Origin of the sequence: Streptomyces sp. 8K308 (genome assembly GCF_004348315.1) — a bacterium.
Classification (GTDB): Bacteria; Actinomycetota; Actinomycetes; order Streptomycetales; family Streptomycetaceae; genus Streptomyces.
In genome coordinates, this window is the sequence record NZ_SMKC01000094.1 from 1 (window position 1) to 21,219 (window position 21,219).

Below are 21,219 nucleotides of genomic sequence, written 5' to 3' on the forward strand. Positions count from 1 at the left end.
GGCCGGGGCGGTGGCGGTCGACTCGCCGGGTGTCGGCTCGGGGAACAACGTCGAGGTTCCGGTGGACGTGCCGGTCCAGGTCTGTGGCAACAGCGTGGACGCCGTCGGCGTGCTCAACCCGGTCTTCGGCAACGAGTGCGACCAGGACGACCACCAGCGGCCGCGCGGTCCCGAGCAGCCGGAGGGGCCGGGGCCCGAGCGTCCCGGCGAGCCCAACGACCCGGGCTCCGAGGCGCCCGAGGGCCCCGAGGCGCACGACCCGGTCGCGGGCGACCCGGAGGACGAGTCGGGGCCGCGGCCCGCGGGCTCGGTCGCCGAGGCTCCGGCCGAGGAGGAGTCGGCGGACGGCGAGCTGGCCGAGACCGGCAGCGAGCTGCCGCTCGGCGCCATCCTGTCGGTCGGCGGCGGGCTGCTGATCGGCGGGACGGTGCTCTACCGGCGGACCCGGGTGGGCAGCCAGGGCTGAGGGCCGGCCCTCCGGGGCCGGCCGGCCGCAGGGAGTGGGTCCCGTGCCAGGCACGGGACCCACTCCTCGTTATGGGGACGGGGGTGGAGGGCTTACCAGGTGGCGCGGAGTTGGCGGATGATCCGCCGGCGCAGCCGCACCTGGCGGCTGCCGTCGGGATACAGGCGGAGTTGGGCCAGCTCCCAGTGACCGTACTCGGCGTGTTCGGTCAGCAGGCGCGTGGCGGCGGCACGGGAGACCCCCCGCGGAACATACACATCGCGAAACTCGTATTCCGGCATCGAATCTATTGTGCGGGCAAGCCCCGGATGCCGATACCGTCTGCACCATGTCTGATGCTGTGCAGCCCACCGCTGCCCAAGTCCGCGCCGCCGCCGACGCCCTCAAGGCGGCGATCGACCGGCACCTCGCCGCCGTCGAAGGCCGCGCCGCGGCGCCCGGGGCGGCCGAGGGGGACGCCGCGGTGTTCGCCGCGTTCAACGAGCTCGCCGCCGCGGGCGAGGTGTATGACGAGCTGCTGTACGACGTCTACGACGAGGTCACCCCGTTCGAGGTGCCGGAGACGGAGGGCGGGGTGCCCTATGCCGGTCCCGAGGAGCCCGAGGCCCTGAGCGTCTTCATCCGCAGGGACTACACGGTGGTGGAGCCCAAGCGGCTGCTGGCCCAGGCCAAGCGGGTGGCCGAGCTCGACCCGGAGGCCGGCGACCTGACGTTCGCCGACGCCGACACGGAGGAAGGACCGGCGCGTGGCCTGCAGCCGGCGCTCGGCGTGCTCTTCGGCGAGTTCGACCCGGATGAGCTGGCCTCCCGGCACAAGGAGTTCGGCCTCGAGGAGGGGGACGCCACACTCTGGGTGACCGCGAGCGACGAGGCGGCGGAGCCGGGGGAGTGGCTGGCCGCCCCCTTCGACGCCGTGGACCCGGAGCGGATCATCTGCCGCTTCGATATCAGCGAAGCGTTCGAAGAGGACGACCTGGACAGCGTGGGCTGACCTGCCGCTATCCGGCGGGCGCCTGGGCCGCCTGCTCGCGCAGCAGCGCGCGCAGGCGCGTCGTCGGCGGGGCGGGCGGCGGCGCGGCCACCGCGCCGGCCAGCGCCGGCCCGGCGCCCTGCACCACCGACAGGTGGACGGCGCCGCGGCTGAAGGCCGTGTACACCCAGGCCCGGTCGATGACGCCGGCGGCGTCCCCCGGGAGCACCACCACGACCGCCGGCCAGCGGGCGCCGGCCGCCTGGTGCGCCGTGACCGCCCAGCCGTGCCTGAGCGTGTCGGCGAGGTGCTGTCTGGGCACCGCGAACCTGCCGTCGGCCCCCTCCAACCACAGCCCGGTCGCGTCCGCCTCGACGACGGTGGCCAGCCTCATCCGCCCGGGCGCCGGCGAGTGCGCCACCCGGTCGCCCGGATCGAAGCCGTCGAACCGGCCGGGGCCCGGGTTGAGCCGCTCCTTCAGCGCGGCGTTCAGCGCCCTGGTGCCCGCGGGGCCGCCGTGGCCAGGCGTGATCACCTGGGCCTCGCCGGGGGCGAGCCCGAAGCCACGGGGAATGGAGTCGGTGACCAACTGCACGGTGCGGTGCACGGCCTCGCCCGGATCGCGGACCGGCACGATCACCACCTCGTTGCCCGGGGCCGCCACCCGAAGGAGCTCGCCGACCCCGACGCCCGAGACCAACTCGCCCACCGGCCCAGGATCGGGCGTCCGGGACCTGACGTGCGGGCACCAGCCGGCGGCCAGGACGTCGGCCAGGACGCGCCCGGGACCGGCCGGGCCGAGCGACAGCGGGTCGCCGCTGAGCACCAGGCGGGCGCCGTCCGGCAGCGACTCCACCAGCGAGGCCGCCGACTCGGCCGTCAGCTGGCCGGCGTCGAGCACCACCAGCAGATCGAGCGGCAGCGTGCCCTCCGCGTCCCGCTCGGGGCCCTCGGCGCCGGCCAGCAGCCCGGCCACCGTGACCGCGGCCCGGGCGTCCTCGGGCAGCAGCGCGGCCAGGCGCTGCCGCCCGTCCGGGGTGTGCGAGGCCGCGCAGGCCCGCAGCCCGAGGTCGAGGGCCGCCCCGACGAGCGCGGCGGGCTCCGCCCGCGCGGCCTCCCCGCCGGTGTGGGCGACCAGCGCGGCGCCGGCCACCGCCCGGATCAGCTCGCCGGCCGAGGGCGAGGGCGAGGGCGCGGCCTCGGCGGCCGCCGCCCAGTCGGCGCCGCCCGGACCGGCGAAGGTGCCGCGCAGCCGGGCGAGGCCGTCGGCCAGGCTCTCCTCGGCCAGCGCGCAGCGGTCGAGGCCGAGCAGCACCCGGACCGGCGCCTCCTCGTCCTCTCTCTCGCCGGCGCCGGCGAGAGCGGCTTGGTCGTCGGCGCGGTCCTGGAAGACCAGCACTGCGCCGGCCTCCACCGCGTCCCTGACCGCGGCCTCCGGGTCCGGCACGCCGTGCCCGGCCAGCCGCTCGGCGACCACCGCCATCGGCAGCGCGGTGTGGCCGGCCAGGGCCGCGCGCTCAAGCAGCCAGCCGGTCAGCGCCCGCGTCCTCCGCTCGTCCCCCGGGGCGCACTCGGCCCCGAGCAATGCCCTGGCGAAGCCGTCCGCTTGCTCGGGGCGCACGCCCTCGACCGCGAGCAGCCGCCACGGGTCGTCCCGCAGCTCACGCTCGGCGCCCTCGCCGAGGGCGGTCGCGACCCGGCCGGCGAGCGCCTCGGGCGCGCCGCCGGCCGCGAGCAGCGCGGGCAACCCGGCCGGCACCGGCACGGGCGCCGGGTCACGCTCGGGGGCGGCGCCCCGCGCGGACGCGGGACCGGGGGCCGGGCGTGGCCTCGGCGGCGGCTGCGGCCTGGTGAAGAACGAGTCGGCGGAGCGCTCGCCGCTCTCCACCGCCCGCACGGCCTCCCGCAGCCGCGCTGCCACGGAGTCCGCCGCGTCCGCCTGGCGCGGGTCCTGGGGGGCGTTCGGTGCGGTCACAGCGAGCTCCAGTCGTGGTCGGGGTAGCGGTGCTCAGGCGCCGAGACGTCGTCCAACGCCTGGCGGATCTCCTGAGGAAGGCTAAGGTCCTCCACTGACAACGCCTCGCCGAGCTGCCGCGCGGTGCGCGCGCCGACGATCGGCGCGCCGACGCCCGGGCGGTCCCGCACCCAGGCGAGCGCCACCTGCAGCGGGGTCACGGCGAGACCGTCGGCGGCTATGGAGACCGCGTCCACGATCCGGCCGGCCGCCTCGTCCAGATAGGGCGCGACAAAGGGCGCGAGCTGGTCGGACGCGCCCCGCGAGTCCGCCGGGACCGCCCCCTGTCGGTACTTGCCGGTCAGCACCCCACGGCCCAGTGGCGAGGACGGCAGCAGCGCGATCCCGAGGTCGAGCGCCGCGGGGAGCACCTCGCGTTCCACACCTCGCTGCAATAGCGAGTACTCCATCTGGGTGCTCGCCAGCCGGACGCGCGCCCCCGGCGCACCCAACTGCCACGTGGCCGCCTTGGCAAGCTGCCAGCCGCAGAGGTTGGACACCCCCACATAGCGCGCCCGGCCGCTGGCCACCGCCATGTCCAGGGCCTGCAGGGTCTCCTCGAGCGGGGTCACCGGGTCATAGGCGTGCAGCTGCCAGAGGTCGACGTGGTCGGTGCCGAGCCGCTCCAACGAGGCGTCGAGCGCGGCCAGCAGATGCCCGCGGGAGCCGTCGAACCTGCGGTAGGGGTCCGGCACACTGCCCGCCTTGGTGGCGATCACCAGGTCCTCGCGCGGCACCACGGAGCCGATGAGCCGGCCGAGCAGGTACTCGGCGCCGCCGTCCGCGTAGACGTCGGCCGTGTCCACCAGGCTGCCGCCCGCCTCCCAGAAGGTCTTCAGCAGTTCGGAGGCGTCCTGCTCGCCGATGTCCCTCGTCCAGGTGAGGGTGCCGAGTCCGAGCCGGGAGACGCGCAGGCCGGTGCGGCCCAGGTGCCTGTGATCCATGGGTGTTGAGCGTACTTGTGGCCCCCGTTACAGTCGGCGGGATGGGTAGTTACTCGCCAGTACGCAGCGTGAGGAGTGGGGATGAGGCTGGGACTGAACCTCGGCTACTGGGGAGCCGGGATGGACAAGGACAACCTTGCGGTCGTCCGGGAGGCCGACCGGCTCGGCTACGCGGTCTGCTGGGCCGCCGAGGCCTACGGCTCGGACGCCGCCACGGTGCTGAGCTGGGTGGCCGCGCACACGGAGCGCATCGACGTGGGCTCCGCCATCTTCCAGATTCCCGGCCGCGCGCCGGCCATGACCGCCATGACCGCGGCCACCCTCGACTCGCTCTCCGGCGGCCGCTTCCGGCTCGGCCTCGGCGTCTCGGGGCCCCAGGTCTCCGAGGGCTGGTACGGGGTCAGGTTCGACCACCCGCTGGCGCGCACGCGCGAGTACGTCGAGATCGTGCGCAAGGTGCTGTCCCGCGAGCGCCTGACCCACCAGGGCGACCACTGGACGCTGCCGCTGCCCGACGGACCCGGCAAGCCCATCAAGCTCACCGTGCACCCGGTTCGCGAGCGGATCCCGATCTACGTCGCGGCCGTCGGCCCGAAGAACCTCGCGCAGACCGGCGAGATCGCCGACGGCGCCCTGGTGCTCTTCTTCTCGCCCGCGCACGCCGAGCAGACCACCATCAGCCACCTGCGGGCCGGGCGCGAGCGGGCCGGCCGCACCCTGGACGGCTTCGACGTCGTGCCCTCCGTGCCGCTGGCCGTGGGCGACGACCTGGAAGCGCTCGCCGACCAGTTCCGGCCGTACACCGCACTCTACGTGGGCGGGATGGGCAGCCGCCGGCAGAACTTCTACAACAGCCTCGCCCAGCGCATGGGCTACGAGGAGGAGGCGGCCGAGATCCAGAAGCACTACCTGTCGGGCGACCGCGCCGCCGCCGAGGCCGCCGTGCCGCTCCAGCTCATCGACGACACGGCGCTGCTCGGCCAGGTCGACCGCCTCGCCGACCGGATGGCGCGCTTCGCGGAGGCCGGCGTCACCACCCTCTCCGTCTTCCCCGGCGGCGCCTCCCTCGAGGAGCGCCTCGCCGGGCTGCGCGCCGCCGCCGAGGCCCTGGACAGGTCAGGCCTCGGCTGACCGGTGGGTGCCCGCCGCTGACCCCACCGTCCGACCGCTGACCTACCCTGAGTCCATGCCCACCCTGCTGCTCCTGCGCCACGGCCGCACCACCGCCAACTCGGCCGGCCTGCTCGCCGGCCGAGCCCCCGGCGTCAGCCTCGACGCCTACGGCTCGGCCCAGGCCGCCGCGCTCCCGGCCAGGTTCGCCGGCGTCCCCCTGGCCGCCGTCGTGCACAGCCCGCTGCAGCGCTGCGCCGAGACCGTCGCCCCGCTCCTCGCCGACCGTCCGGGCCTGCCCGCGTTTGCCGAGGAGCGGGTCGTCGAGTGCGACTACGGCGAGTGGACCAACCGCAAGCTGGCCGAGCTCGCCGAGGAGCCGCTGATGGTCACCGTCCGGCGGCAGCCGTCCGCCGCCGTCTTCCCCGGGGGCGAGTCGCTGCGCGCCGTGTCGGCCAGGGTGGTGGCCGCGGCCCGCGAGTGGGACGCCAGGATCGCCGCCGAACACGGTCAGGACGCCGTCTGGCTGATGTGCACCCACGGCGACAACATCAAGGCGATCGTGGCCGACGCCCTCGGCCTCCACCTCGACCTCTTCCAGCGGCTCGTGCCGCATCCGGCGTCCGTCAGCGCCCTCAGGTACGGCGAGCAGCCGCTCCTGCTGCGCTTCGGCGACACGGGCGATCTGGCCGAGTTCGTCCCCGACACGGAGGCCGCCGCGCGGGACGCCGCCGAGGCCACCAGGTCCCCGGTGGGCGGCGGCGCGTAGGACGGATGAGACGTGCGCCGGGCAGCTTGATCGCCGAGCGCAGTAGGGTGCCAGTGTCGTAAACCACGTCGACCCCCGGAGCAGTGCGTGTCCCGTCAGGTGTTCCTCTACGACCCTCCCGACCGCTTCGTCGCCGGGACCGTCGGGCTGCCTGGCCGCCGTACCTTCTTCCTACAGGCCTCGGCGGCCGGCCGTACCACCAGCGTCGCCCTGGAGAAGGCCCAGGTCGAGGCGTTGGCCGAGCGTATCGACGAGCTGCTCGACGAGGTCGTGCGGCGCTCGGGCGGCAACACGTCGGTGCCGGCCGTCGCCCCGTCCGAGCTCGCCGACACCGCCCCGCTGGAGAGTCCGGTGGAGGAGGAGTTCCGCGTCGGCACCATGGCGCTCGCCTGGGACAGCGAGAGCGAGCGCATGATCGTCGAGGCCCAGGCCCTCGTCGAACTCGACGCCGACTCCGAGGAGGAGTTCGCCGAGGCCGAGGAGCGGCTGCTGCGCGACGACGAGAACGGTCCGCCGATGCTGCGGGTCAGGCTCAGCGGCACCATGGCCCGCGCCTTCGCGAAGCGCGCCCTCGAGGTGGTCAACGCCGGCCGCCCGCCCTGCCCGCTGTGCAGTCTGCCGCTCGACCCGGAGGGACACGTATGTCCGCGCCAGAACGGATACCGCCGCACCCGGGCGTGACCGTCGACGAGGCGCTCGAGCACGGCGAGCTGACGATCCACGGCCGCATCCCCGACGCCTCCAACGCCGTGCTCTACGCCACCGCCGAACTGGCCGGCCGGCGAGTGCCCTGCGTCTACAAGCCGGTCGCCGGGGAGCGCCCGCTGTGGGACTTCCCGGACGGCACCCTCGCCCAGCGCGAGGTCGCCGCCTACGAGGTCTGCCGCGCCCTCGGCTGGGACGCGGTGCCGCCCACCGTGCTGCGCGAGGGTCCGCTCGGCACCGGCATGTGCCAGCTGTGGGTCGGCCCCGCGCCCGACGAGCCGGCGGACGACGAGGCCGAGGAGGACGGTGAGGGGCCGCTGTCCCTGCTGGCGCTGGTCGAGGCCGAGCGGCCCGAGCCGGGCTGGAAGGCCGTCGGCCGCGCCGAGGTGGGGGAGGGGCGCACCGCCCTGCTGGTCCACGCGGACGACGAGCGGCTGCGCCGGATAGCCGCCCTGGACGCCGTGATCAACAACGGCGACCGCAAGGGCGGCCACCTGCTGCCGCTCCCCGACGGCCGGCTCTACGGCATCGACCACGGCGTCACCTTCCACACCGAGGACAAGCTGCGCACCCTGCTGTGGGGGTGGGCCGGCGAGCCGCTGCCCGCCGCCGTGCTGACGGCGCTGCGCGGCCTCGATGTCGAACTCGCGGACGATCGACCGCTGTTCGCCCGGCTGCTGACGTTGCTCACCGAGGACGAGTGCCGGGCGCTGCGGGCCAGGACGGCCGCGCTGCTGAGCTCCGGGCGGCACCCACTGCCCGGCGGGGAGTGGCCCGCCATCCCTTGGCCGCTCATCTGATCCGGCCCCGACCGGCCGCGACCGGCCACTGCCCTGTCGTGCCGCGCCGGGGCAGGCGGTTAGGCTCGGGGCATGTATGCCTGGCCTGCTTCCAAAGTCCCCGTTCTGCCCGGTCAGGGGCGTGATCTCACGATTCACGACACCGCCGCCGGCGCGCGGGTGACGCTGACTCCCGGCCCCGTCGCCCGGCTCTACGTCTGCGGCATCACCCCCTACGACGCCACCCACATGGGCCACGCCGCCACCTACACCGCCTTCGACCTCGTCCAGCGGGTGTGGCTCGACACCAAGCGCCAGGTGCACTACGTCCAGAACGTGACCGACGTCGACGACCCGTTGCTGGAGCGCGCCGCCGCCACCGGCGAGGAGTGGACCGCGCTCGCCGAGCGCGAAACCACCCTGTTCCGCGAGGACATGACGGCCCTGCGGATGCTGCCGCCGCGCCACTACGTGGGGGCCGTGGAGTCCATACCGGCCATCGTGCCGCTGGTCGAGCGGCTGCGTGCCAAGGGCGCCGCCTACGACGTGGAGGGCGACGTCTACTTCTCCGTCGACGCCGACCCGCGCTTCGGTGGGGTGGCCCACCTCGACCATGACGTCATGCGCGCCCTGTCCGCCGAGCGCGGCGGCGACCCGGAGCGGCCGGGCAAGAAGAACCCGCTCGACCCGCTGCTGTGGCGCGCGGCCCGCGCGGGCGAGCCGTCCTGGGACGGCGGCTCGCTCGGCCCCGGGCGCCCCGGCTGGCACATCGAGTGCGTGGCCATCGCGCTCGAGCACCTGGGCATGGGCTTCGACCTCCAGGGCGGCGGCTCCGACCTTTCCTTCCCGCACCACGAGATGGGCGCCTCGCACGCCCAGGTGCTCACCGGCGAGCACCCCTTCGCCGTCGCCTTCGCGCACGCCGGGATGGTCGGCTACCAGGGCGAGAAGATGTCCAAGTCCCGGGGCAACCTGGTGCTGGTCTCCCAGCTGCGCCGGGCCGGCGTCGACCCTGCCGCCATCCGCCTCGCCCTGCTCGCCCACCACTACCGCGCCGACTGGGAGTGGACCGACGCGGTGCTCGACGCCGCCGTGGAGCGCCTGGCCTGCTGGCGTGCCGCGGTCTCCCGGCCGGACGGGCCGCCGGCCGACGGCGTGGTCGACGAGGTGCGCGCGGCCCTGGCGAACGACCTGGACGCGCCGGCGGCGCTCGCCGCCGTCGACCGCTGGGCCGAGAGGCAGAAGGGGGGCGCCGGCGGCGAGCCGGGCGGTCCCGGCGTGGTGACGCGCGCTGTGGACGCGCTGCTCGGCGTGGCCCTCTGACGCCGAGCCCCGTCCGGGACCGTGTTCGGTCCCGGACGGGGCTCGGTCGCGGAGCGGGGGTCAGTCCTCGCCGTCCGCGGGACCCGGCTCCTGCGGGCCCTGCTCGCCGTCGGTCGGCCGGCGCCGCGGCCTGGTCCGGCCGCTGCCTTGGTCCCGCAGATAGGAGCCGGTGTCCCCGGGCGGGGCCTGGCCGTCCCTGCGCCGGAGATAGCGCTCGAACTCCTTGGCGATCGCCTCGCCCGACGCCTCCGGCAGCTCCGCCGTGTCCCTGGCCTCCTCAAGGGACTTGACGTACTCGGCGACCTCGCTGTCCTCGGCGGCCAGCTGGTCGACGCCGATCTGCCACGCCCTGGCGTCCTCCGGCAGGTCCCCCAGCGGGATCCCCACCCCTAGCAGGTCCTCGAGCGCGTGCAGCAGCGCCAGCGACGCCTTGGGGTTGGGCGGCTGCGCCACATAGTGCGGAACCGCGGCCCACAGCGTCACGGCGGGCACCCCGGCGTGGGTGCACGCCTCCTGCAGGATGCCGACGATGCCGGTCGGCCCCTCGTAGCGGGACTCCTCCAGGTCGAGACGGACCGCCAGGTCCTCGTCCGAGGTCACGCTGGTGACCGGCACCGGCCGGGTGTGCGGGGTGTCGCCGAGCAGCGCGCCGAGCACCACCACCATCTCCACGCCGAGCTCGTGAGCGAAGCCCAGAAGCTCGTTGCAGAACGAGCGCCAGCGCATGCTGGGCTCGATACCACGCACCAGCACCAGGTCGCGGCGCTTCACCGGGCCGTTCTCCGAGCCGATCCTGACCACCGAGAGCCGGGTGGTCGGCCAGGTGACGCGGCGCACCCCGCCGTCGAGCCAGATGTGCGGCCGATTGACCTGGAAGTCGTAGTAGTCCTCGGCGTCGAGCGCCGCGAACACCTCGCCCTTCCACTCCCGCTCCAGATGAGCGACCGCTGCGGAGGCGGCGTCACCCGCATCGTTCCAGCCCTCGAACGCGGCCACCATGACCGGGTCGACCAGCTCGGGAACTCCTTCGAGCTCGATCACCCAGCGCCTCCTCCCGGCCGGGCGGGAGGAGCCCGGCCCGGCTGCCGTTTGTGTTGCGTGCGGCCCCAGCCTACGGCGTGACCGTGCCCAGGCCGGAGTCCTCGTACGCCTGTGCGCGGGGGCAGCGGGGCAGCGGGGCAGCCGTGTCGCGCGGTTGCCGTCCCGTCAGGCGGCGGGCAGGCCGAGCAGGTCGGCCACCCGGGCGCGCACCTCCGGGGTGTCGAGGCCCCTGATGGTCAGCGTCGTGCGGCGGCGGACCACGTCCTCGACGGTCTCGGCCCACTCGTGGTCGCGGGCGTAGACGACCTGGGCCCAGATCTCGGGTCCGTCCGGGTGGACACGCTCGCCGAGCGCCGGGTCCGCGCGCACCAGGCGGGCGATCTCGAAGGCCAACGAACCGTAGTGCGTCGCGAGTTGGCGGGCGGTCAGCGGGTCCATGCGGGCACCTGGTTCCCGGTCGACGAGCAGCCGGTGCGCGACCGCGTTGGGGTTGGCGACCCCGGGCAGCGGCACCCGGCGCACCAGGTCGGAGACCGGCGCCATGTCCTCGGCGAGCGGCACGGTGGGCTGGGCGGCCAGCTTGCGCAGCACCGTCCGGCCGATGTGCCGGTAGGTGGTCCACTTGCCGCCGGCCACGGACAGCATGCCGCCGCGGCCCTCGGTGACCACCGTCTCGCGCCGCGCCGACTCCACCCCGCCGGGGCCGCCCGGCAGCACCCGGAGGCCGGCGAAGGCGTAGGTGAGCAGCGAGCGGTCGAGCTGCTCGTCGCGGACGGAGAACGCGGCCTCGTCCAGGATCTGCCGGATGTCCGCCTCGGTGGCCCGCACGTCGGCCGGGTCGCCATCGTACGCCTCGTCCGTGGTGCCGAGCAGCAGCTGGTCCTCCCACGGCAGCGCGAAGGTGATGCGGTACTTGTCGATCGGGGTGGCCAGCGCGGTCCGCCACGGCTTGGTGCGTCGCAGCACCAGGTGGGCGCCCTTGGAGAGCCGGATGCTGGGGGCCGCGCCCGGGTCCTCCAGGCGCCGCAGGTGGTCGACCCAGGGGCCGGTCGCGTTGAGCACCACGCGGGCGTCGATGCCGAACTCGTCGCCGCTGAGCCGGTCGCGCAGCTCGGCGCCGGTGACCCGGCCGTGGCTGAAGCGCAGCCCCACGACCTCGGCGTGGTTGAGGACGGCAGCCCCGGACTGGACGGCGGCGCGCACCGTCATCACGGCCATCCGGGAGTCGTTCATCTGGTGGTCGCCGTAGACGGCCACGGCGCGCAGGTTCTCGGTGCGCAGGGCGGGGTTGAGGGCCGCGGCCCTGGCGGGCGTGATGACGCGCCCGACACCGTCGCCGAAGGCGGAGAGCGCGGAGTAGGCGAAGACGCCGGCGCCCAGCTTGGCAGCGCCGTGCGGGCCGCCCCGGTAGACCGGGAGGTGGAAGGTGAGTGGGTTGACCAGGTGCGGGGCTACGTCGCGGGCGAGCACCCGGCGCTCATGGTGGTTCTCGGCCACGAGCCGGACGGCGCCGGTCTGCAGGTACCGCAGCCCGCCGTGCACCAGTTTGGAGGAGGCGGAGGAGGTGGCGCCGGCGAAGTCGCCGGCGTCCACCATCGCCACCCGCAGCCCGGACTGGGCGGCGTGCCAGGCCACCGAGGTGCCCAGGATGCCGCCGCCGACGACCAGCAGGTCCCAGGTCGCCGTGGCGAGCCGGTCCCTGGTCTCGGCCCGCCGGGCGGCCGCGGCTATCCCGGCGGGACCGGTGGTGCTGGGTGAACCCGTGGTCGGCTGCGGGATGTTCATGATCGTCAGTTCTCCTCGTCTAGCCAGCCCATGGTCCGCTGCACGGCCTTGAGCCAGAACTGGTATTCGCGGTCGCGCTCGGCCGCGTCCATCTGCGGGGTCCACTCGGCGGCCCGGCGCCAGTTCTGGCGCAGGTCCTCGATGTCGGTCCAGAAGCCCACGGCGAGGCCCGCCGCGTAGGCGGCGCCGAGGCAGGTGGTCTCGGAGACCATGGGGCGCACCACCGGCGCGTCGAGGAAGTCCGAGATGTTCTGCATCAGCAGGTTGTTGGAGGTCATCCCGCCGTCCACCTTGAGGGTGGTGAGCTCCATGCCGGAGTCCTTCTTCATGGCGTCGACGATCTCGCGGGTCTGCCAGGCGGTGGCCTCGAGCACGGCCCTGGCGATGTGCGCCTTGGTGACGTAGCGGGTGAGGCCGGTGATGACGCCGCGCGCGTCGGAGCGCCAGTAGGGGGCGAAGAGCCCGGAGAAGGCGGGCACGAAGTAGGCGCCGCCGTTGTCCTCGACGGAGCGGGCCAGGGTCTCGATCTCGGCGGCGCTGTTGATGAGGCCCATCTGGTCGCGCATCCACTGCACCAGGGCGCCGGTGATGGCGATGGAGCCCTCGAGCGCGTAGACAGGGGCCTGGTCGCCGATCCGGTAGCCGACGGTGGTGATGAGCCCGGCGTAGGAGTTGATGGCCTCGGTGCCGGTGTTCATCAACAAAAACGTTCCGGTGCCGTAGGTGGACTTGCCCTCGCCGACGGCGAAGCAGGTCTGGCCGAAGAGCGCCGCCTGCTGGTCGCCCAGGGCCGATGCCACCGGCACGCCGTCGAGCACCCCGCCCTTGGCCGTGCCGTACACCTCGGCCGAGGACCGGATCTCGGGGAGCACCGAGGGCGGCACGCCGATGGAGTTGACGATCCGCTCGTCCCAGTCGAGGGTGCGCAGGTTCATCAGGAGGGTGCGGGAGGCGTTGGTGACGTCGGTGACGTGCACGCCGCCGTCCGGGCCGCCGGTCAGGTTCCAGATGACCCAGGAGTCCATGGTGCCGAAGAGGATCTCGCCCCGGTCGGCCCGCTCCCGGAGGCCGGGGACGTTGTCCAGCAGCCAGCGGATCTTGGGCCCGGCGAAGTAGGAGGCGAGCGGCAGCCCGGTCTCCCGGCGGAAGCGGTCCTGGCCGACGTTGCGGCCGAGTTCGCGGCAGAGGGCGTCGGTGCGGGTGTCCTGCCAGACGATGGCGTTGTGCACCGGCTCGCCGGTGGCCTTGTCCCACAGCAGCGTCGTCTCGCGCTGGTTGGTGATGCCGATGGCCTTGACGTGCTCGCGGGTGATGCCGGCCTTCTCCAGGGCGCCGGCCACCACCTCCTGCACGTTGGTCCAGATCTCGGCGGCGTCGTGCTCCACCCAGCCGGGCTTGGGGAAGATCTGCTCGTGCTCCTTCTGGTCGACCGAGACGATCCGGCCGTCGCGGTCGAAGACGATGCAGCGGCTCGAGGTGGTGCCCTGGTCGATGGCGGCGATGTACTCGCGCGGGGCGTCGGCGGACTCGTGGGTTTCCGACATAACGGCGGCTCCTGATAACGGCGGTTCGGCGGGGGGTGGGCGGGTCAGAAGAGGGCGCTGTGGATGCCGGCCGCCGCCGCCCCGCCGACCAGCGGGCCGACCACCGGGATCCAGGCGTAGCTCCAGTCGGAGCTGCCCTTGTTGGGCAGGGGCAGCAACTGGTGGACGATGCGCGGCCCCAGATCGCGGGCCGGGTTGATGGCGTAGCCGGTCGGGCCACCGAGCGAGAGGCCGATGCCGACGACGACCAGCGCGACCATCAGGCCGCCGGTGCCGGAGACCGTGAGCCCGTCGTTGAGGCCGATGCTGAGCACCAGCAGGACCAGGACCATGGTGCCGATGATCTCGGTGGCCAGGTTCTGCACGGTGTTGCGGATCTCCGGGGCCGTGGAGAAGATCCCGAGCACGGGGCCCGGCTGCCCGGCCGCCGCGTCGCGCCGCTCCTGGATCTCGCGCGTCTCGTCGAACGCCTTTGCGCCGGGCGTACGGGAGCCACTGACGATCTCGTGGTCCGTGAGGTGCGCCTTGAAGTGCCCGTAGTAGGCGAGCCAGGTGAGGAAGGCGCCCAGCATGGCGCCGACCATCTGGCCGGCGACATAGGTGCCAACGTTGCGCCACACGCCGGAGTCGATGGCGATGCCGAGCGTGACGGCCGGGTTCAGGTGCGCGCCGGACAGCTGGGTCGACACGTAGACACCGGAGAGGACGGCGATGCCCCAGCCGAAGGTGATGGCCAGCCAGCCGGCGTCGAACGCCTTCGACTTCTTGAGGATGACGCCGGCGACGACGCCGGTGCCGAGCAGGATGAGTGTGGCGGTGCCGATGACCTCGCCGAAGAAGATGTCGGAGCTGGACACCCGTGACTCCTTTGTCCTTCGTCCAGGGATTCCTGGCCGACGACCGTCCATCGTTCGGCATTGTCGACCATCGAACGGCAGTTTTCTCCCCAGGGGGGCTGCCGTCAAGGGGTGTGCGGCAGAAAACCCAGAGGTGTCTGGATTGTCCTAGAAACGGCCGACTCCGAGGTCGCGCGACACGGACCGCGCGCAGTCCCGCACGGCCGCCACGAGACGGGGATCGAGATCCTGCCCCGCGGGAGCGGACCGCATACGCTCCACGGCCCCGGTGATTCCCACGGCCCCCACCGGCATCCGCCGCCGGTCCAGGATGGGCGCGGCGATGGAGGCCACCCCGTCCCAGGTCTCGCCGACGTCGCTGGCCCAGCCGCGGGAGCGCACCAGCTCCAGGTTCTCCTCGAAGGTCGCCGGGTCGGTCACCGTGCGCTCCGTGATGGCCGCGAAGTCGCTCTCCAGCGCCTCGTTGTGCGCCACCGGGTCGAAGGCCGCGAGCACCTTGCCGAGCGCCGTGCTGTGCAGCGGCTGCATCGCGCCCACCTCGAGCACCTGCCGGCTGTCGTCCGGCCGGAAGACGTGGTGCACGACCAGCACCCCCCGCTGGTGCAGCACCCCGAGGTACGCCGCCTCGCCGCTGGCCCGCGCCAGGTCGTCCGTCCACACCAGGGCGCGGGCCCGCAGCTCGTGCACGTCCAGGTAGCTGTTGCCCAGTCGCAGCAGCTCGGCGCCCAGCTGGTACCTGCCGGAGCTCGGGTCCTGCTCGACGAAGCCCTCCTGCTGCAGGGTGCGCAGCAGCCCGTGCGTGGTGGCCTTGGCGAGACCTATCGCGGAGGCGATGTCCGACAGGCCGAGGCGGCGCTCGCCGCCGGCCAGCAGACGCAGCACGGCCGCCGCGCGTTCGAGCGACTGGATGGTCCGCCCCATGAGGCCGCCTCCCTGCTTCACGCTCCACCCCGCCCTGTGCCGGGCGTCGTTCGGCATTGTCGAACGAGAGCGGGTCATGTCGATACCCCCGGCGCCGAGAAATGAGTCTAAGACCGTCCACCGGTCGGAACGGCTCCCCGTTCGGACGGCCCCAACCGCTACCCTGACCAGGTGCGCCCGTCCTGGGGCAACGCCTCGCCGCCGGGCGCATAGCCGACAGCCGTCGCATCCCCGGGAGCTTCCCATGGCCTTGTCCAGTGCCGCGTCCAGTCCGTCAACCGTCTCCCAGCCCGACCGGGCCGCAGCCCTCCGCGAGGCCCTGGCCTCCCGGATCGTGGTCGCCGACGGCGGCATGGGCACCATGCTCCAGGCGCAGGACCCCACCCTGGACGACTTCCAGCAGCTCGAGGGCTGCAACGAGGTCCTCAACGTCACCCGCCCCGACATCGTGGGCAACGTCCACCGCGCCTACTTCGAGGCCGGCGTCGACTGCGTCGAGACCAACACCTTCGGCGCCAACCTGAGCGCGCTCGGCGAGTACGAGATCGCCGACCGGATCGGCGAGCTCTCCGCGGCCGGCGCCGCCGTCGCCCGCGCCGTCGCCGACGAGTTCTCGGCCGCGGACGGCCGGCAGCGCTGGGTGCTCGGTTCCATGGGTCCCGGCACCAAGCTCCCCACCCTCGGCCACACCACCTTCGCGCCCCTCAGGGACGCCTACCAGCGCAACGCGGAGGGGCTCGTCGAGGGCGGCGCCGACGCGCTGCTCGTGGAGACCTCCCAGGACCTGCTCGGCACCAAGGCCGCCGTGCTCGGCGCCCGCCGCGCGCTGACCGCGACCGGCGCCTCGCTGCCCCTGATGGTGCAGGTGACGGTCGAGACCACCGGCACCATGCTGCTCGGCTCCGAGATCGGCGCCGCGCTGACCGCGCTCGAACCCCTCGGCATCGACGTGATCGGCCTCAACTGCGCCACCGGCCCCGCCGAGATGAGCGAGCACCTGCGCTACCTGGCCCGGCACGCCGGCATCCCGATCTCTTGCATGCCCAACGCCGGGCTGCCCGTGCTCAGCAAGGACGGCGCCCACTACCCGCTCTCCGCCCGCGAGCTGGCGGACGCGCACGAGTCCTTCATCGCCGAGTTCGGGCTCTCCCTGGTCGGCGGCTGCTGCGGCACCACGCCCGAGCACCTGCGGCAGGTGGTGGAGCGCGTTGGGCGGCTCACGCCCCCGCCGCGCGACCCGAGCCCCGAGCCGGGCGCCGCGTCGCTCTACCAGACCGTGCCCTTCCGACAGGACGCCTCCTACCTGGCGATCGGCGAGCGCACCAACGCCAACGGCTCCAAGAAGTTCCGCGAGGCCATGCTCGACGGCCGCTGGGACGACTGCGTGGAGATGGCCCGCGAGCAGATCCGCGAGGGCGCCCACCTGCTCGACCTGTGCGTGGACTACGTCGGCCGGGACGGCGTGGCCGACATGAGCGAGCTCGCCGGGCGGCTGGCCACCGCCTCCACCCTGCCGATCGTGCTGGACTCAACCGAGCCGGCCGTGATCCGGGCCGGCCTTGAGAAGCTCGGCGGCCGCGCGGTCATCAACTCCGTCAACTACGAGGACGGCGACGGGCCCGACTCCCGGTTCGCGACCGTGACCGCCCTCGCCGTCGAGCACGGCGCCGCGCTGATGGCCCTCACCATCGACGAGACCGGCCAGGCGCGTACCACCGAGCACAAGGTGGCCGTGGCCGAGCGGCTGATCGCCGACCTCACCGGCAACTGGGGCGTGGCCGAGCACGACATCATCATCGACTGCCTCACCTTCACCATCTGCACCGGGCAGGAGGAGTCCCGCAAGGACGGCGTCAACACCATCGAGGCCATCAGGGAGCTCAAGCGGCGCCACCCCAGCGTGCAGACCACCCTCGGCCTGTCCAACATCTCCTTCGGCCTCAACCCGGCCGCCCGGCTCGTGCTCAACTCCGTCTTCCTCGACGAGTGCGTCAAGGCCGGCCTGGACTCGGCCATCGTGCACGCCGCCAAGATCCTGCCCATCGCCCGGATCGAGCCGGAACACGTCGAGGTCGCCCTCGACCTGATCCACGACCGGCGGCGCGAGGGCTACGACCCGCTCCAGCGCTTCCTGCAGCTCTTCGAGGGTGTGGACGCCAAGTCGATGCGGGCCGGCAAGACCGAGGAGCTGCTCGCCCTGCCGCTCGAGGAGCGGCTCAAGCGCCGCATCATCGACGGCGAGCGCAACGGCCTCGAGGCCGACCTTGACGAGGCGCTGACCGAGCGCCCGGCCCTGGAGATCGTCAACGACACGCTGCTCGCCGGGATGAAGGTGGTCGGCGAGCTGTTCGGCTCGGGGCAGATGCAGCTGCCGTTCGTGCTCCAGTCCGCCGAGGTGATGAAGCAGGCGGTCGCCCACCTCGAGCCGCACATGGAGAAGACCGGGGACGCCGGCAAGGGCACCATCGTGCTGGCCACCGTCCGCGGCGACGTCCACGACATCGGCAAGAACCTCGTCGACATCATCCTCACCAACAACGGCTACACCGTCGTCAACCTCGGCATCAAACAGCCCGTCGGCGCCATCCTCGACGCGGCCGCCGAGCACCGGGCCGACGTCATCGGGATGTCCGGGCTGCTGGTGAAGTCCACGGTGATCATGAAGGAGAATCTGGAGGAGCTGAACCGGCGCGGCATGGCCGCCGACTACCCGGTGATCCTCGGCGGCGCCGCCCTGACCCGCGCCTATGTCGAGCAGGATCTCCACGAGATCTACGAGGGCGAGGTCCGCTACGCCAGGGACGCCTTCGAGGGCCTGCGACTCATGGACGCCCTGGTCGCCGTCAAGCGCGGCGTGCCGGGCGCCACCCTGCCCGAGCTGAAGAAGCGGCGGGTGGCCGCCCGCCCCCGGGGCGAGGTCTCGGAGGGCGAGGCAGCCCCGGCGCGGGTCCGCTCGGCCACCGCCACCGACGTGCCGATCCCGACCGCGCCCTTCCTCGGCACCCGGGTGGTCAAGGGCATCCCCCTCAAGGACTACGCGGCCTGGCTCGACGAGGGCGCGCTGTTCAAGGGCCAGTGGGGGCTGAAGGCCGCCCGGGACGGCGGGCCCGACTACGCGGAGCTCGTGGAGACCGAGGGCCGGCCGAGGCTGCGCGGCTGGCTCGACCGGCTGCACACCGAGAGCCTGCTCGAGGCCGCCGTGGTCTACGGGTACTTCCCCTGCCACGCCGAGGGCGACGACCTGGTCATCCTCGACGAGGACGGCAAGGAGCGCACCCGTTTCACCTTCCCCCGCCAGCGCCGCGGCCGCCACCTCTGTCTGGCCGACTTCTTCCGCCCGGCCGAGAGCGGCGAGCCGGACGTGGTGGCCCTGCAGACCGTCACCGTCGGCCCCCGGGTCAGCCAGGCCACCGCCGAGCTGTTCGCCACCGACTCCTACCGCGACTACCTGGAGCTCCACGGCCTCTCCGTGCAGCTCGCCGAGGCTCTGGCCGAGTACTGGCACGCCAGGGTCCGCGCCGACCTCGGCATCGCGGGCGCCGACCCGGCCGAGCTGGACGGGATGTTCCGCACCGAGTACCAGGGCTGCCGCTACTCCCTGGGGTACCCGGCCTGCCCCGATCTCGCCGACCGGGCCAAGATCGCCCAGCTCCTGGACTCCGAGCGGATCGGCGTCACCCTCTCCGAGGAGTTCCAGCTGGACCCGGAGCAGTCCACGGACGCGATCATCCTTCACCACCCGGAAGCCAACTATTTCAACGCACGCTAACCCGATCGGGCGTACTGGACCGGCACGGACTCGTCGGGTTTTCACCGGCAAAGTAAACTGATCGGTCCGGAACAGGCCGGTCGTCTCCCGAGACGGCCGGCCTTCCTGCCCCCTGTGGAGGTGTGCGGATGACGTCTTCCTACCAGGTCGTCGACGCCCGGCTGTCCCTCGGCTCGACCCCGCAGGCCGTCCTGCTCGACATGGACGGCACGCTGGTCGACACCGAGGGCTTCTGGTGGGACGCCGAGGTCGAGGTGTTCGCCGGCCTCGGGCACGTCCTGGCCGACGAGCACCGCGAGGTCGTGGTCGGCGGCCCCATGACCCGCAGCGCCGGATACCTGATCGAGGTCACCGGCGCCGACATCACCCTCGACGAGGTCCGCGACCTGCTCAACGCCGCGTTCCTGCGCCGCCTGGACCGGGGCGTCCCGCTGATGCCCGGCGCCTGCCGGCTGCTGGCCGAGCTGACCGCGCACCGCGTCCCCACCGCGCTGGTCTCGGCCTCGCACCGCACCGTCATCGACCGGATGCTGCGCTCGCTCGGCGCCGAGCACTTCACGCTCACTGTCGCCGGGGACGAGCTGACCCGCACCAAGCCGCACCCCGACCCCTACCTGACCGCCGCCGCCCGGCTCGGCGCCGACCCCGCCAGGTGCGTCGCCATCGAGGACACCGTCACCGGCGTGGCCTCCGCCGAGGCCGCCGGCTGCCGGGTGGTCGCGGTGCCCTCCGTGGCCCCGATCCCGCCCGCCGCCGGCCGCACCGTGATCGCCTCACTCGAGCACGTCGACCTGGCTTTCCTGCGCGGCCTCCACGCGCCGGTCGCGCCCGCACCGCTCGGCCAGGCCGGCGCGATCGGCCTCGGGCCCGAGCCGTCCCCGGTCGGCCCGTGAGCTTTGTCACCATGGGCCACCGAACCCGGGGCTGACGTTAGGGCCGATCCGTGAGCGAACTGGGACGAGGGCGGCACCGGTGAGGAAGCGAGCCTCCCGACCGGCGCTCCCCCTGGTCGCGGTCGCCGTCGCCGGCCTGCTCGGCGGCTGCCTGCCGGGCGGCGAGGACGGCCCGGGCACCGGCGAGCCGATCGTGGTCGGCATGACCGACGCCGTGCTGGCCACGGACCCCGCCGCCGGCTACGACCCGGGCTTCTGGCTGGTGTTCAACAACGTCTTCCAGTCGCTGCTCAGCTTCCCGCCCGGCGGCGTTGAGCCCCAGCCGGAGGCCGCCGAGCAGTGCGGCTTCACCGACCGCGCCAGCCGCCGCTTCACCTGCACCCTCCGCGACTGCCTCACCTTCAGCAACGGCGACGAGCTCACCTCGGAGGACGTCAGGTTCTCCTTCGAGCGCACGCTGCGCATCGACGACCCGAGCGGCCCCGCCGTGCTGCTCAGCTCCATAGACCGCATCGACACCCCCGACGAGCACACCGTCACCTTCCACCTCAACCGGCCGGACGCGACCTTCCCGCAGAAGACCGCGTCGGGCGCCGGCTCCATCGTCAACCACCGCGAGTACCCGGCCGGCGCGCTGCGCACGGACGGCCGGGGTGGGCTCCGGCCCCTACACCCTGGAGAGCCACGGCGCGGACGAGTCCGTCTTCGACGTCAACCCCGACTAGGGGTGCCGTTAACGAGCGGCGATCCAACCGACACGTAGCTGAACGTGACGGATTTCGGATGGGTCTCACCGAGGGTGTCCGTGCCGGGTGCTCGGGCGTACGGTGAAGGCATGGCCGGGCGGGTGCGCCGGTGCGCGCACTGTTGGAAGCCGTTGCGGGCGACGGCCCGCAGCGACGCCCGGTTCTGTTCGCGGGCGTGCGAGGCCGCGGAGCGATGATGGCGCCGGCACACCCGGGAGGCCGTCGGTATCGGGGTCGCGTTCCTGTGGGGCGGGGTGCTTGCCTTCGCCGCCTGCGGACACATGCCCTTCGAGGCCCCCGACGGTCAGGCGCACGCCATCATGTACCGGGTGGTGAACGAGGAGCCGGACCTTACCGGCGTCCCCGAATCACTCCTCCCTCTTATCCATGACTGTCTGGCCAAGGACCCGGCCGCCCGGCCGTTCCTCGACGCGCTCCGTGCCCGGGAAGAGACGCAGTACCACTACCTCGGTCCATGGCTGCCGGCCGCCATCCTGGCCCAGCTGGGGCAGGACGTGGCACAACTGCTCGCACACGAAGACCCGCATACTCGGGGGACCCCCGATCCCGCCCCGGCCTCGAC

18 protein-coding genes and 1 pseudogene are annotated in these 21,219 nt (G+C 73.4%); 11 read left to right on the forward strand and 8 right to left on the reverse strand.

Annotation, left to right across the window (positions count from 1 at the left end; all coding sequences use genetic code 11):
- Positions 1-466 (forward strand): chaplin (locus tag E1265_RS15755; RefSeq protein ID WP_132930935.1); only part of this gene is annotated, 466 nt, incomplete at its 5' end.
- A 92-nt stretch (positions 467-558) separates the two neighbouring features.
- Here the strand turns inward: E1265_RS15755 and E1265_RS15760 are convergent.
- Positions 559-747 carry a DUF5703 family protein gene (locus E1265_RS15760; RefSeq protein ID WP_132816844.1) on the reverse strand — a complete coding sequence of 63 codons (189 nt, stop codon included), beginning with the start codon at positions 745-747 and terminating at the stop codon, positions 559-561.
- 47 nt (positions 748-794) lie between these two features.
- On the opposite strand from E1265_RS15760, the gene E1265_RS15765 reads away from it, so the two are divergent.
- Positions 795-1,457: a hypothetical protein gene (locus tag E1265_RS15765; RefSeq protein WP_132930936.1), complete on the forward strand. Its 663-nt coding sequence runs from the start codon at positions 795-797 to the stop codon at positions 1,455-1,457.
- Positions 1,458-1,464: 7 nt separating this feature from the next.
- Here E1265_RS15765 and E1265_RS15770 read toward each other — a convergent pair whose 3' ends face one another.
- Together E1265_RS15770 and E1265_RS15775 are read right to left on the reverse strand one after the other, a co-directional pair.
- Positions 1,465-3,411 carry a helix-hairpin-helix domain-containing protein gene (locus E1265_RS15770; RefSeq protein WP_243740825.1) on the reverse strand — a complete coding sequence of 649 codons (1,947 nt, stop codon included), beginning with the start codon at positions 3,409-3,411 and terminating at the stop codon, positions 1,465-1,467.
- Positions 3,408-4,394, reverse strand: coding sequence for an aldo/keto reductase (locus E1265_RS15775; protein ID WP_132930938.1), 987 nt, complete (start codon positions 4,392-4,394; stop codon positions 3,408-3,410). Before E1265_RS15775 ends, E1265_RS15770 begins: the two co-directional genes overlap by 4 nt.
- 81 nt (positions 4,395-4,475) lie before the next feature.
- Between E1265_RS15775 and E1265_RS15780 the strand changes: the two genes are divergently transcribed.
- From E1265_RS15780 to mshC, 5 genes are all read left to right on the forward strand, one after another.
- Positions 4,476-5,525: an LLM class F420-dependent oxidoreductase gene (locus tag E1265_RS15780; protein WP_132930939.1), complete on the forward strand. Its 1,050-nt coding sequence runs from the start codon at positions 4,476-4,478 to the stop codon at positions 5,523-5,525.
- A 55-nt stretch (positions 5,526-5,580) separates the two neighbouring features.
- A complete protein-coding gene (locus E1265_RS15785) occupies positions 5,581-6,273 on the forward strand; it encodes an MSMEG_4193 family putative phosphomutase (RefSeq protein ID WP_132930940.1) in 693 nt (230 codons plus the stop codon).
- Positions 6,274-6,360: 87 nt separating this feature from the next.
- Complete coding sequence (locus tag E1265_RS15790; protein ID WP_132930941.1) at positions 6,361-6,954, forward strand: DUF3090 domain-containing protein; 594 nt, start codon at positions 6,361-6,363, stop codon at positions 6,952-6,954.
- Entirely contained in the window at positions 6,915-7,778 is an 864-nt protein-coding gene (locus E1265_RS15795; protein WP_132930942.1) for an SCO1664 family protein, read from the forward strand. The genes E1265_RS15790 and E1265_RS15795 overlap by 40 nt, the downstream gene beginning before the upstream one ends.
- 72 nt (positions 7,779-7,850) lie before the next feature.
- The gene (gene mshC, locus E1265_RS15800; RefSeq protein WP_132930943.1) at positions 7,851-9,080 is read left to right on the forward strand and encodes a cysteine--1-D-myo-inosityl 2-amino-2-deoxy-alpha-D-glucopyranoside ligase; all 1,230 of its coding nucleotides are present in this window, start codon (positions 7,851-7,853) and stop codon (positions 9,078-9,080) included.
- A gap of 60 nt (positions 9,081-9,140) precedes the next feature.
- On the opposite strand, the gene E1265_RS15805 is transcribed toward mshC, so the two are convergent.
- From E1265_RS15805 to E1265_RS15825, 5 genes are all read right to left on the reverse strand, one after another.
- Positions 9,141-10,121 (reverse strand): PAC2 family protein, encoded by a 981-nt coding sequence (locus tag E1265_RS15805; protein ID WP_132930944.1) that lies wholly within the window; start codon positions 10,119-10,121, stop codon positions 9,141-9,143.
- Positions 10,122-10,286: 165 nt separating this feature from the next.
- Positions 10,287-11,906 (reverse strand): glycerol-3-phosphate dehydrogenase/oxidase, encoded by a 1,620-nt coding sequence (locus tag E1265_RS15810; protein WP_132930945.1) that lies wholly within the window; start codon positions 11,904-11,906, stop codon positions 10,287-10,289.
- A 5-nt stretch (positions 11,907-11,911) separates the two neighbouring features.
- Positions 11,912-13,450 (reverse strand): glycerol kinase GlpK, encoded by a 1,539-nt coding sequence (gene glpK / locus E1265_RS15815; RefSeq protein WP_132930946.1) that lies wholly within the window; start codon positions 13,448-13,450, stop codon positions 11,912-11,914.
- Between the two features lie 44 nt (positions 13,451-13,494).
- Complete coding sequence (locus E1265_RS15820; protein ID WP_132930947.1) at positions 13,495-14,307, reverse strand: MIP/aquaporin family protein; 813 nt, start codon at positions 14,305-14,307, stop codon at positions 13,495-13,497.
- Between the two features lie 147 nt (positions 14,308-14,454).
- Positions 14,455-15,228: an IclR family transcriptional regulator gene (locus E1265_RS15825; protein WP_132930948.1), complete on the reverse strand. Its 774-nt coding sequence runs from the start codon at positions 15,226-15,228 to the stop codon at positions 14,455-14,457.
- Positions 15,229-15,472: 244 nt separating this feature from the next.
- Between E1265_RS15825 and metH the strand changes: the two genes are divergently transcribed.
- The 4 genes and pseudogenes from metH to E1265_RS15845 all read left to right on the forward strand — a co-directional run.
- A complete protein-coding gene (gene metH / locus E1265_RS15830; RefSeq protein WP_132930949.1) occupies positions 15,473-18,997 on the forward strand; it encodes a methionine synthase in 3,525 nt (1,174 codons plus the stop codon).
- Between the two features lie 128 nt (positions 18,998-19,125).
- A complete protein-coding gene (locus tag E1265_RS15835) occupies positions 19,126-19,890 on the forward strand; it encodes an HAD family phosphatase (protein ID WP_132930950.1) in 765 nt (254 codons plus the stop codon).
- Between the two features lie 79 nt (positions 19,891-19,969).
- Entirely contained in the window at positions 19,970-20,653 is a 684-nt protein-coding gene (locus tag E1265_RS15840) for an ABC transporter substrate-binding protein (RefSeq protein WP_347877202.1), read from the forward strand.
- Positions 20,654-20,917: 264 nt separating this feature from the next.
- Positions 20,918-21,219: pseudogene (locus E1265_RS15845) on the forward strand (serine/threonine protein kinase); the annotation flags it as partial.